Here is a 12,193-nt window from a genome sequence, read left to right as displayed (position 1 = left end):
ATAACGACTTGCTCGGATGGGAGTTTTTTTACAATCTCCACGAAAAACTTTGCGGGCAAAACGACGCTTCCCGGTTTATCCACATGTGCAATAACGAATTGATCTCTTTCCACAGGGATGAAGCTTTGAATAGAGATATCGGTATCGCTTGCTGTAAGTGTTACCCCAAGATGAGTAACCTCAATTTTGATACCGCCGAGAATAGGTATAGCAGGACGTGAGGAAGCAGCCTTTGCTACTTGCTGGATCGCATCGTTTAATTCATTTTTTGAGATTGTTAATTTCATGATTTCACTCCTAGCGTTCTTATAAATTCATCCAAGTATGAGCTCTCACAAACGATTTTTTGAAAATGGCGTAATTTGGTTATGTGTTGATGATTTCGCGTTTATTTTTAAACGTTATACAAACCTTATACTTCACCGCGAAGCGAGCTTTTGCCTGTAAAGGCTGGCATCAGCCGTTTTCCCGTATTTGATGATGTTTTTTTAATGATTTTTAGTAGTCGTAGTAGTAGGGGCACTGAATATGTGGATAACCCCATGGAAGACCGATAAAGCAAGCCTATCCACATGTGCATAGCTTGTGCATAGGCTTGCTTAGTTGTTCACATATGATTTTTGATCTTTTCGGTCAGGTTTTGAATGATTTTGTACAGGTCCTGATCTATTTTAAGCTGCTGTGTAATTTTCTCATGTGCGTGGATGACGGTTGTATGGTCACGCCCGCCGAAAGCCTCGCCAATCTTCGGAAGCGAGAAATCGGTGAGCTCCCTGGATAGATACATTGCGATTTGCCTAGGATAGGCTACCGCCTTCGTTCGTTTCCGCGCTTTGAATTCCTCTAGCCGCAGCCCGTAGAACTCCCCAACCTTCGTCTGAATATCATGCATCGTAATCATTCTAGGTCTGCTGGAAGGAATGATATCCTTAAGCGCTTCTGCCGCCAAATGCGACGTAATGTCTGCATTTATCAAGGATGAATAGGCGACTACCCGAATAAGGGCACCCTCCAGTTCACGAATATTTGTATCGATTTGATTAGCGATATAGATCATCGCTTCGTTAGGAATATCTAGATTCTCAGCGCGTGCTTTCTTGCGCAGTATTGCAATCCGCGTCTCCAGATCCGGCGGCTGAATGTCGGTAATAAGTCCCCATTCAAAGCGAGAACGAAGCCTTTCTTCCAGCGTAGGAATTTCCTTTGGAGGCCGGTCACTTGAAATGACAATTTGTTTCCGCTCCTCATGCAGCGCATTAAAGGTGTGGAAAAACTCTTCCTGCGTCTGTTCTTTTCCGGCTAGAAATTGAATATCGTCAATAAGTAGAACGTCGATATTGCGATACTTCGTACGGAAGCTTTCACCACGATTGTCACGGATAGCGTTGATGAATTCGTTGGTGAATTTCTCAGACGAGATGTAAAGAACTTTCGTATTCGGGTTGTGATCCATGATGTAGTGTCCAATGGCATGCATTAAGTGGGTTTTTCCTAGCCCGACTCCACCGTATAAAAACAATGGATTGTAAGCTTTGGCCGGCGCTTCCGCCACGGCTAGCGATGCTGCATGCGCAAAACGGTTGTTAGCACCGATAACGAATGTATCAAACGTATACTTCGGGTTAAGCATATGAGTAGGTGTCGCTTCCTCATTCATGACAGGGGAATGCACCGCTTTCGGCGGGAACATATATGCGGGCTCCGCACCCTTCGGTTCCTCAATAGAGAAGCGAACATCAACTTGTCTGCCCAAAAACTCAAACAATGTCGTTCTTATTAGCTTCGTATAACGGCCCTCCAGCCATTCGGCCGCAAATGTTGTCGGCGCTGTTACTTCAAGCATGGAATCATCAACAAAATTAGCTTTCGTTGCTTTGAACCAAGTGTCAAAGCTCGGTTTGCTCAATTTCGTCTGTATGATCGACAACACTTGCTGCCATAAATCATAGGTATGGCTGTCCACAGACTGTCACTCCTTATCCAAATCGCCACAAGTGGCGCAGTTGCAAGAAAAAATGTCGAAAACAAGGGTATTATAACGAAAGCATCCACATTATGAAGAGAAATAAGTGAATGAGTTATAAATAGGGGATGAGTTTGTTCACAATGTTATCCACAGGCTGTTGATAAAACTGAGGCAATATTGATCTAATCCACAGTGAAAACATAATTATCATAGCAAAAGATGCCTTATATTTCAACGAAATCGCATATTTTATCCACATTCTCAACTGCTTGTGCATAAAAGTTATCTACACCACTACATATTGTTTATATCTTGTTAAGATTTCGACAAAGTTCGTTTAACCCGTCTGTGGATTGTGCACATGTTATTAGTTTTTGAAAAACGAAGTCAATTCATGCGTTTATCCACAGCTGACTTGAAATTATTTTTATCAACAAGAGGGTGCTGGAGCTGATCATTGACTTTTGGGGCTGGGCATGGTTTAATAAAAAAAGCGTTTTTTTAAATATAAGACGTTATAGGTGCATGCTTATAATGCTGCTTATATACACCGCGAAACGATGCTGCTCCGTCAAACCATGACGGCGAGAGCCGTTTACGCTTGATTGGAAACACGCAGTATAGGAGGTGCAGAACGATGAGACCTACATTTAGACCTAATGTAAGCAAACGCGCGAAAGTGCATGGATTCCGCAAACGGATGAGCACGAAGAACGGACGTAAAGTTTTGGCAGCGCGTCGTCAAAGAGGAAGAAAAGTACTGAGCGCATAAGCAGAAGACCACGTCCGGTGGTCTTTTTTTTTTGCTTGTGAGGATGAGGAGTGGGTGAGCAGCAGCTTAGGCTGCTCGCTTGCTGACTATACTTAGAAGATGAACAAGAGAACGGTGGCCAACAGTCGTGCATAGAAAATTGCGTCTTCGCAATCGTGAAGACTTCAGCCGGATTTATCGAGGCGGCAAATCGTTTGCGAATGGGCAATTCGTCGTCTATTGGTCGAAACAACCATCGGCGGAACCATTTCGCCTCGGTGTATCGGCAAGCAAAAAAATAGGCAATGCGGTAGTACGTAATCGCATGCGCAGAATGATTAAGGAAATTGTTCGTCACCAAGCCAATCGAATCGTTCCCAGAACCGACTTCATACTAATAGTAAGAAAGCCTGCTACATTGATGAAGATGAAGGATATGGAGAAGAGCGTTCTTCATGTATTGAAGAAGGCCGGTTTGCTGAAAAGCACGAGTAATCCAAAGGAGAAGCAGGCAGATTAACGATATTTTGCCGGCTTGCTTCGCATGCCTAAAAAACGTGATACAGCATGCGCCAAGAAAGCGGATGCATGGATAGTCTCGTTGTTTCTTTGTCCCATAAATTATGGTATAGTCTAGATTGAAAATATAAGATTGTATTAGTCATACAATGCCTGTATTTTTCCACGAAACATATGCTGCGCCGCAAGAGTACGGCTATTGCCGCTGACGCTTGATGTAATGGCTTTCAGAGAGGAGTTTTAAAGTTGTTGTTTTGGACGAAAAACAAGAAAATGATTTTAGTGTTCGGTCTTGTTCTGCTTATGGGTGTGCTGGCAGGATGCGGCGCTCCATCAACAGAGACAACCGAGACTGCTGATCTATTGAAGGGGAACTTCTGGGAGAAGAACGTCGTTTATTACTTTGCCTTAACGCTTGATACGTTCGCAGGCTGGTTTGGCGAATCCTACGGACTTGCGATATTGCTCCTGACGATCATTGTAAGAACATTGATTTTGCCGTTAACGCTAAAACAATACCGCAGCTCCAAAGCTATGCAGGCGTTGCAGCCGCAAATGGCTGAAATTAAGAAAAAATACAAAGACAATCCGCAAAAACAGCAAGAAGAGACAATGAAGCTTTTCCAAACGCATCAAGTAAATCCGATGGCGGGCTGCTTGCCTCTAATTGTTCAAATGCCGATTTTTATCGCTTTGTACAATTCAATCTACAAAAACCCTGATATTCGTGAGCATACATTCTTGTGGCTTCAGCTTGGAGAGAAAGATCCGTATTACATTCTTCCTATTCTTGCTGCCGCTACAACGTTCATTCAGTCAAAGATGATGCAGAAGCAGCAAACACAAACAATGCCAGGTATGGGCATGATGCTGGCGATCTTCCCTGTGCTCATTTTTGTAATGGCACTTTCTTTCCCAGCGGCTCTTCCTTTGTACTGGGTTTACAGCAACATTTACACAATCATTCAAAACTACTTCCTATACGTTCGTTCRTCTGACAAAGGTAAGGAGGCCCCTGCGAAATGAAGAAAATCATTGCATCGGGGAAAACGGTAGAAGATGCTGTACGTAACGGATTATTACAATTGCAAGTAACTGAAGACCGCGTTAAACAAGTTGTGCTTGAGCAGCCAACCAAAGGTTTCTTTGGACTGTTCGGCGCAAAGGAAGCGAAAGTTGAGCTTGAGCTTATTCCCGATCCYATGCTTGAAGCGGAGAATTTCCTCCGTGAAGTGGCTGGCACGATGGGATTGCAAGTAAACATCGATCGAAAGCAAACAAGAGACGGTATACATATTGCTGTAACAGGCAGTGGAGATCTTGGCATGCTGATTGGACGTCGCGGACAAACGTTGGATGCATTACAGTACTTGGTTAATATTGTGGCTAATCGTTATTCAGACAGTCATTTGCGTATCGTACTTGATGCAGAAGATTTTCGGGAGCGCCGCCGCAAAACGTTAGCGGATTTATCCGATCGTTTGGCGGGACGAGTTATCCGCACCAGGAAAGAAGTTGTCTTGGAGCCGATGTCGCCGCATGAGCGCAAAGTTATTCATTCGCAGTTGCAGAACCACCCTAAGGTGAAAACGTTTAGTAAAGGCGATGAGCCGAACCGGCGAGTCGTTATTGCATTAAGACAATAAGCTGTACAATATAAATGTATACGAATCAATACGCTATCCACAGCAATGGCTCATAATGGTCATTGCTGTTTTTCCATTTGAGAGGTGCTGACAGCAATGGTACATGATACGATAGCTGCCATTTCCACAGCAGTCGGAGAAGGCGGAATCGCAATAATAAGAGTAAGCGGACCTGAGGCAATTGCAGGTATCGCGAGTGTTTTTCGTTCGAAAATAAATCTAAATGATGCGGATACACATACGCTGCATTATGGTCATATTCTCGATCCGAGGTCTGGAGAAGAGGTTGAAGAAGTACTTGTTACGCTGATGAGAGGCCCCCGTTCATTTACCGCGGAGGATGTTGTCGAAATTAATGCACATGGTGGCGTTATCGCCGTTAAAAAGGTGCTTGATGTCGTATTGCAGCTGGACGGCTATCGCACAGCGGAGCCAGGCGAGTTTACGAAGCGTGCCTTCCTGAATGGTCGAATCGATCTTATGCAGGCAGAGGCTGTTATCGATTTGATTCGTTCCAAATCTGATCGAGCATTTTCCGTTGCCCGCAAACAAGCGGAGGGCGTTCTGTCGAAGAGGATTAAAGCTTTGCGGCAGACGGTCATTGAGCTGCTTGCCCATATAGAAGTGAACATCGATTATCCGGAGCATGACGTAGAGGAAATGACGAGCTCGTTTATTCGTGACCAATGCGATTCTGCTATTAATGAAATAGATCGTCTGTTAAAAACCGCAAACGAAGGCAAGATACTAAGAGAAGGTATTGTAACAGCAATCGTTGGGCGTCCCAATGTCGGTAAATCGTCTCTTATGAATGTACTGACGCAGGAAAATAAGGCTATCGTTACTGATATCCCGGGTACGACTCGCGATGTCATTGAACAATTTGTAGCACTAAACGGAATTCCACTTCGACTGCTCGATACTGCTGGTATTCGTGAAACAACGGATGTTGTTGAACGAATTGGGGTGGAGCGCTCTCGCAATGCGCTTGAAGAAGCGGATCTCATTTTGCTAGTGCTGAACTATAATGAGCCGTTGCAGGCTGATGATCGGGAGCTATTGCTGCAAATGAAGGGTCGCCCAGTCATTGCGATCATAAATAAGACTGACTTGCCGCGTCAATTAGAAATTGAGGTGGTGGAGGAGTCGATTCCGGTCGATTCCATCGTTAAAATGTCGGTTCTTGAGGAAGATGGGTTAGACCGTTTAGAGAAAACGATTAGCGAGATGTTTTTTGAAGGCCAGCTCGAATCAGGTGATCTGACATATGTGAGCAATGTTCGACATATTGCTTTATTGAAGCGGGCAAGACAATCGCTAGTCGATGCAATAGAGGCATCTGATACAGGAATACCGATTGACCTTATTCAGATCGATGCCAGATCCGCGTGGGAGTCGCTTGGTGAAATTTTGGGTGATGAGGCTGGAGATTCATTAATCGATCAAATTTTCTCGCAGTTCTGCTTAGGGAAATAGATGGAAGTAGGCTTTTGCAGCCGATATGAATTAAACTTACAACGTGTGGCCTTAATGAAGAAGTAAAGTTAGTTCGCTGCTAAAAAGTGATTTTGCTAATAAGGCAGAGTTTCCAGCTGCCTGTGTTAATTAAGATTAGTGCAGCTCTAAGTGTTAATTAAGGAAATAGAATATCGAGCTAATCGTTATTCTATTCAGCATATAGGTTTCACTGAAATGATGGGGCATAAGAAAGTTTTCAATGAAAGCCTTCGGTTATGCTTACGAAGTGGTTTTCTACGAAAACCTTTGGGAGGGTAAAGGACAATGAGATATATAGCTGGTGAATATGACGTGATCGTCATTGGAGCGGGGCATGCAGGCTGTGAAGCTGCACTTGCGGCTGCACGTATGGGCTGCGAAACGCTGCTGCTTACAATAAATCTGGACATGGTTGCTTTTATGCCATGTAATCCATCTATCGGCGGGCCTGCAAAAGGCCATGTGGTGCGTGAAATTGATGCTCTTGGCGGTGAGATGGGACGTAATATCGATAAAACGTTCATACAAATGCGGATGCTTAATACAGGTAAAGGTCCAGCAGTGCATGCACTGCGTGCGCAAGCTGACAAGTTTGATTATCAGCATTTAATGAAAAAGACGATTGAAGAAACACCTCATTTGACTCTGAGACAAGGAATGGCTGAAGAGCTTATTGTTGAGGATGGAAAATGCTTAGGGATCGTTACGAAAACAGGCGCTGAGTATCGTGCAAAGACAACGGTTGTTACAACGGGCACCTACTTGCGCGGCAAAATTATTATGGGCGAGCTGATGTATGAGAGCGGACCAAATAATCAACAGCCATCGGTTAGACTTTCGGCAAGCTTGAAGGAGCATGGTTTGGAGCTTGTACGTTTCAAGACGGGTACGCCTCCGCGTGTTCACAAAGATACGATTGATTTTTCGAAAACAGAAATTCAACCTGGCGACGATAAACCGAAATTTTTCTCGCATGAGACGGAATCTTCAACAAACGAGCAATTGCCTTGCTGGTTAACGTATACATCTGAAGCGACGCACAAAATTATTAATGACAATCTTCATCGTGCCCCAATGTTCTCAGGTGCGATTGAGGGAACGGGCCCAAGATATTGTCCTTCTATTGAAGATAAAATCGTCCGTTTTGCTGATAAGCCCAAACACCAAATCTTCTTAGAGCCAGAAGGTAAAAATACTTCTGAGTATTATGTACAAGGCCTCTCCACAAGTATGCCGGAAGATGTACAGCTCGGCATTTTACGTTCTATACCAGGTTTGGAAAAAGTTGAGATGATGCGTAACGGATATGCGATCGAATATGATGCGGTAGTTCCTACACAGCTGTGGCCATCTTTGGAGACAAAGGTGATTGACGGTTTATTCACAGCTGGACAAATAAACGGAACTTCTGGTTATGAGGAAGCAGCGGGACAAGGCGTTATGGCTGGCATCAATGCTGCACGCAAGGTACAAGGGAAAGAACCAATTATTATTGGTCGTGCAGATGGCTATATCGGTGTAATGATCGACGATCTTGTTACGAAGGGGACGAACGATCCTTATCGTTTGCTTACTTCAAGAGCGGAATACCGATTGCTGCTTCGCCATGACAATGCAGATTATCGTCTAACGCCAACGGGCTACGAAATCGGTCTTATTTCGGAAGAACGTTACAATAAATTTTTGCGTAAAAAAGAATTGGTTGAAATGGATATTGAACGTCTACGCGGAACTAAAGTAAAGCCTGATCAAGCGAATGAAATGCTGATAGCAGCTGGTACAGCTCCAATGGAGCATGGCACGGATGCGTTATCGTTGCTTCGTCGACCGGAAGTTACTTATGCGATGCTGGAAACGGTCGTACCTTCCGTTCCCGAAATGACAGAGGAAATGAAGGAACAGGTTGAAATTCAAATTAAATATGCAGGTTATATTGAGAAACAGCTTGTGCAAGTGGCACGTTTGAACAAAATGGAGAAAAAACGTATTCCTGATGACATTGATTATAGTGATGTTCGCAGCTTAGCATCTGAAGCAAAGCAAAAGCTTTCTGTTATCAGACCACTATCTATTGGTCAAGCGTCACGGATTGCCGGCGTTACGCCAGCTGATATTTCCATACTGCTTGTATACTTGGAGCATTACAACCGTGTTACTGCAGCGAGAGGATCATAATATGGACGAAACTTTAAAATGGTTTACAAAACGAATGGAGGAGAGCGGCATTCCGCTTTCTCCCGTTCAGCTCGAACAGTTCGAAACTTATTTTCGCCTGCTCGTTGAGTGGAATGAGAAAATGAATTTGACCGGCATTACCGAACGTGATGCTGTATACGAGAAACATTTTTATGATTCCGTTTCGCTTTCTTTTTATACGAAGATGGACAGTGTTCGCAAGCTTGCTGATATAGGCTCAGGAGCGGGTTTTCCTAGTATTCCTTTGAAAATTTGTTTTCCTCATTTGCAAATCATGATTGTTGATTCTTTGAATAAAAGAATACAATTCCTAACGCATCTGACAGAGCAGCTTGGTTTAGATCAGGTTTTATGTTTGCATGGCCGGGCTGAAGATATTGCACAATTGCCAGACCACCGTGACAAGTATGATTTAGTAACGGCAAGGGCAGTTGCGAGATTAAATGTATTAAATGAATTTTGTTTGCCCTTCGTAAAAAAAGGCGGATTGTTTGCTGCAATGAAAGGCTCGCAATCGGATGAAGAAGTTCGGGAGGCAGCTTTTAGCCTAAGAGAGCTCAAAGGAAAAATTAAATCTCAGCATCAGTTATCGCTTCCAAACGAGCAATCCGAGCGACATATTATTTTAATAGAGAAGCTAGATGCTACTCCGCGTAAATACCCTAGAAAAGCAGGCACTCCACTAAAACAGCCACTTATGTAGCTGGCATCTAATGTTCCACGTGAAACATTTTGCAAATGGTTACTTGGGGAAAAGAACTTCCATTTTCTTATAACAATTATTTGTTCTAAAATGATGTCAAGCAGGAGATCGTCCAGTGATAGTCGAATTATTATAGTAGATGAAGAGACTGGACGATACCGTTACATAGACGAACCAAGAAACGTCTTCATAAGACACATTGAAGTTCGTATCACGGGCAAATATAAGCATCGTATCAAGCTTTACAGCCATACCTGATTATATTTTAACTGAAGCCTCTCCTATCATTTCCGAATGAATTTTGTTATGGATGTTCGCCGTGCAGTTGACGATTATTACCTGAGAGAGGTTCTAGTAACCGAAATAATCCAATTGGCAATGAACCAATCTTACTGCTGAAGCGTATTTATTGCAAAAACCTTGTAATTGCTTTTTAATAGAATGGAGACATTTTCCTAGTTTACTAGTGTTAATGCTGACATTTTGTGTGAAACGCATGCTTCCCATTACTATGATGGCGATATGGTTTCTTTTAAAGTGATTAGAAACAAGGTTTATCTCATGATCGGGTGGTAATTATCGATATGAAAGAACAATTTTCTCGATTGTTCGGCCTGTCCGAGCAGCGCATACCGCAAGAAGAAGTTCGGCAAATACCGATTCAAGAAATCGACGCAAGCCCATTTCAGCCGCGGACGATTTTTGATGATGACCGAATTGAAGAATTATGTCAAACGATAAAAACGCATGGTGTTATTCAGCCAATCGTTGTTCGTATGCGTAATGGAAGATATGAAATCATAGCAGGGGAACGTCGCTGGCGTGCTGTTACTAAGCTTGGTTACGATACGATCCCTGGTATTGTTCGTGAATTCAACGATTCACAAACAGCTTCCATTGCATTAATTGAGAATCTTCAAAGAGAAGGTTTATCAGCAATTGAGGAAGCGATAGCCTATCAAAAATTAATCGAGCTTCATCAATTAACACAGGAAAGCTTGGCTCAGCGTTTAGGGAAAAGTCAATCGACGATTGCCAATAAATTAAGATTGTTAATGTTGAATGATACGATTAAGATGGCTTTAATGGAACGGAAAATTACGGAACGACATGCAAGGGCTTTGTTGTCGCTCGATAATGAAGAATTGCAGCTTAAAGTATTAGATGAAATCATAACTAAAGATTTGAATGTTAAGCAGACTGAGGTTAGAATCGCTTTCCTAAAAGAGTCAACCAAACTCAAGAAAGCGAAACGTATTTCTTTTACTAAGGACGTACGTCTGGCCCTTAATACAATCAGACAATCCATTGAAATGGTTTCTGGTTCTGGATTGCAAATTAAGACGAATGAAAAGGATCATGAAGATCATTATGAAATTACGATCCAGATCCCTAAAAGATAGAGTTATATCTTAAAATAGTATAATTTAATGCTTATTTGTGCCGTCCTCACTGAGGGCGGCGATGCCATTTGTAGCTAGTTTTTTATTAAATGTGCTGCACGTGTATGATTCATGATAATTAACAAGTTTTATGTTATTATCATTTTTACGTTAATGGATCTTAAGAAAATAGCACATAAAAGTTGTACACATAGAGGTGAGCCGGTTTTGTCGAAGATAATTGCAATAGCCAACCAGAAGGGCGGTGTCGGAAAAACGACAACGTCTGTCAATTTAGCTGCCTGTCTTGCATCACTTGGTAAAAAAGTGCTGCTAGTTGATATTGATCCACAAGGGAATACAACAAGTGGTCTCGGTATTAACAAAGGGGACGTAACGAATTGTATTTACGATGTGCTTATTAATGAGGTCCATCCAAAAGATGCAATGTTTGAGACGGCTGTTCCAGGTCTGAAAATCATTCCAGCAACGATTCAATTGGCTGGTGCCGAAATCGAATTAGTGCCGACGATATCAAGAGAGCTGCGTTTGAAAAAGTCTTTGCATAGTGAAGCGCCATCACATGGACAAGCTATTATCACATACGACCCGCGTTCTAAAGGTGCAGAAGTTTATCTTGAACTCGCAAAGGAAGTGATTATGTATGAGCAAGCGGCTAGGTAGAGGGCTGGATGCGCTTATCCCATCGCTTTCTGTGAATGACGATGATAAAGTGATTGAAATTACCTTATCCCAACTAAGGCCTAATCCGTATCAACCTAGGAAAACATTTGATGAGGATTCGATTAAAGAATTAGCAGAATCCATTAAGCAGCATGGGATCATTCAACCTATTATTGTTCGTACAGTATTGAAAGGTTACGAAATCATAGCAGGTGAAAGACGTTTCCGCGCTTCGCAATATTGTGGAAATGCGACTATACCTGCTGTTGTAAGATCGTTTACTGATCAACAGGTTATGGAAATTGCTTTAATAGAGAACCTACAGCGCGAGGATTTGAATGCAATTGAAGTTGCAATTGCTTATCAGGCGCTTATCGATAAGTTCAAGCTTACGCAAGAAGAGTTGTCCATGAAGGTCGGAAAGTCCCGTTCTCATATTGCCAACTTCGTTCGATTGCTTTCGTTGCCAACTGAAATAAAAGATAATGTTTCACGTGGAACAATTTCTATGGGTCACGCAAGAGCGTTGGTCGGCATTAAAGATGATAAGGTGCAAAAGGAATTAGCAGATCTTACCGTTTCTCAAGAGTGGAGTGTCCGCGAACTTGAAGAGGCGATTCAGAAGCTTGATTCGAAGCAGCCGGAAGATACAGCCAAGCCGAGTCAGAAAAAACGCGATCCGTATATTGACCATTTAGAGGAGTCGCTTCGTGAACGATTTAAAACGACAGTAAAAATTAAACAGCAAAAAGATAAAGGTAAAATTGAGCTTCAATACTATAGTAAACAGGATTTGGAACGTTTGCTAGAATTGCTTCAATACATGGCATAGACTATACCAAACAATGG

The 12,193-nt window shown here is 42.7% G+C and carries 12 protein-coding genes and 1 pseudogene; 10 read left to right on the top strand and 3 right to left on the bottom strand.

Annotated elements, in window-relative coordinates:
- A pseudogene (locus AB4Z17_RS07715) lies at window positions 1-287 on the bottom strand (DNA polymerase III subunit beta); the annotation flags it as partial.
- A gap of 320 nt (window positions 288-607) precedes the next feature.
- Window positions 608-1,963: a chromosomal replication initiator protein DnaA gene (gene dnaA / locus AB4Z17_RS07710; protein ID WP_076266595.1), complete on the bottom strand. Its 1,356-nt coding sequence runs from the start codon at window positions 1,961-1,963 to the stop codon at window positions 608-610.
- 640 nt (window positions 1,964-2,603) lie between these two features.
- On the opposite strand from dnaA, the gene rpmH reads away from it, so the two are divergent.
- The 7 genes from rpmH (at window position 2,604) to rsmG (ending at window position 9,278) form a co-directional block, all read left to right on the top strand.
- Window positions 2,604-2,738 (top strand): 50S ribosomal protein L34, encoded by a 135-nt coding sequence (gene rpmH, locus AB4Z17_RS07705; protein ID WP_054025773.1) that lies wholly within the window; start codon window positions 2,604-2,606, stop codon window positions 2,736-2,738.
- A 127-nt stretch (window positions 2,739-2,865) separates the two neighbouring features.
- Window positions 2,866-3,237 carry a ribonuclease P protein component gene (rnpA, locus tag AB4Z17_RS07700; protein ID WP_441910992.1) on the top strand — a complete coding sequence of 124 codons (372 nt, stop codon included), beginning with the start codon at window positions 2,866-2,868 and terminating at the stop codon, window positions 3,235-3,237.
- Window positions 3,238-3,509: 272 nt separating this feature from the next.
- Window positions 3,510-4,262: a YidC/Oxa1 family membrane protein insertase gene (locus tag AB4Z17_RS07695; RefSeq protein ID WP_339209793.1), complete on the top strand. Its 753-nt coding sequence runs from the start codon at window positions 3,510-3,512 to the stop codon at window positions 4,260-4,262.
- Window positions 4,259-4,882: an RNA-binding cell elongation regulator Jag/EloR gene (jag, locus tag AB4Z17_RS07690; protein WP_076266593.1), complete on the top strand. Its 624-nt coding sequence runs from the start codon at window positions 4,259-4,261 to the stop codon at window positions 4,880-4,882. Before AB4Z17_RS07695 ends, jag begins: the two co-directional genes overlap by 4 nt.
- A 96-nt stretch (window positions 4,883-4,978) precedes the next feature.
- Window positions 4,979-6,358 (top strand): tRNA uridine-5-carboxymethylaminomethyl(34) synthesis GTPase MnmE, encoded by a 1,380-nt coding sequence (gene mnmE, locus AB4Z17_RS07685; protein WP_339205832.1) that lies wholly within the window; start codon window positions 4,979-4,981, stop codon window positions 6,356-6,358.
- A 306-nt stretch (window positions 6,359-6,664) separates the two neighbouring features.
- The gene (gene mnmG, locus AB4Z17_RS07680) at window positions 6,665-8,554 is read left to right on the top strand and encodes a tRNA uridine-5-carboxymethylaminomethyl(34) synthesis enzyme MnmG (protein ID WP_076266591.1); all 1,890 of its coding nucleotides are present in this window, start codon (window positions 6,665-6,667) and stop codon (window positions 8,552-8,554) included.
- A gap of 1 nt (window position 8,555) precedes the next feature.
- On the top strand, window positions 8,556-9,278 hold the full coding sequence (rsmG, locus tag AB4Z17_RS07675) for a 16S rRNA (guanine(527)-N(7))-methyltransferase RsmG (protein WP_441959064.1): 723 nt from the start codon (window positions 8,556-8,558) through the stop codon (window positions 9,276-9,278).
- A gap of 96 nt (window positions 9,279-9,374) precedes the next feature.
- Here rsmG and AB4Z17_RS07670 read toward each other — a convergent pair whose 3' ends face one another.
- On the bottom strand, window positions 9,375-9,530 hold the full coding sequence (locus AB4Z17_RS07670) for a hypothetical protein (RefSeq protein ID WP_441959062.1): 156 nt from the start codon (window positions 9,528-9,530) through the stop codon (window positions 9,375-9,377).
- Window positions 9,531-9,862: 332 nt separating this feature from the next.
- Here AB4Z17_RS07670 and noc point away from each other — a divergent pair, with 332 nt between their 5' ends.
- From noc to AB4Z17_RS07655, 3 genes are all read left to right on the top strand, one after another.
- Window positions 9,863-10,681 carry a nucleoid occlusion protein gene (gene noc / locus AB4Z17_RS07665; RefSeq protein ID WP_076266589.1) on the top strand — a complete coding sequence of 273 codons (819 nt, stop codon included), beginning with the start codon at window positions 9,863-9,865 and terminating at the stop codon, window positions 10,679-10,681.
- Window positions 10,682-10,888: 207 nt separating this feature from the next.
- Window positions 10,889-11,344 carry a ParA family protein gene (locus tag AB4Z17_RS07660; protein ID WP_441959060.1) on the top strand — a complete coding sequence of 152 codons (456 nt, stop codon included), beginning with the start codon at window positions 10,889-10,891 and terminating at the stop codon, window positions 11,342-11,344.
- On the top strand, window positions 11,325-12,176 hold the full coding sequence (locus AB4Z17_RS07655) for a ParB/RepB/Spo0J family partition protein (RefSeq protein WP_076266587.1): 852 nt from the start codon (window positions 11,325-11,327) through the stop codon (window positions 12,174-12,176). Before AB4Z17_RS07660 ends, AB4Z17_RS07655 begins: the two co-directional genes overlap by 20 nt.
- The last annotated feature ends 17 nt before the right edge of the window (window positions 12,177-12,193 follow it).

The sequence above is a fragment of the Paenibacillus sp. TAF43_2 genome, from assembly GCF_052113545.1.
Taxonomy (GTDB): Bacteria; Bacillota; Bacilli; order Paenibacillales; family Paenibacillaceae; genus Pristimantibacillus.
Note: the sequence above shows the minus strand (reverse complement) of the source record. Positions and strands in the feature narration are given on the sequence as shown.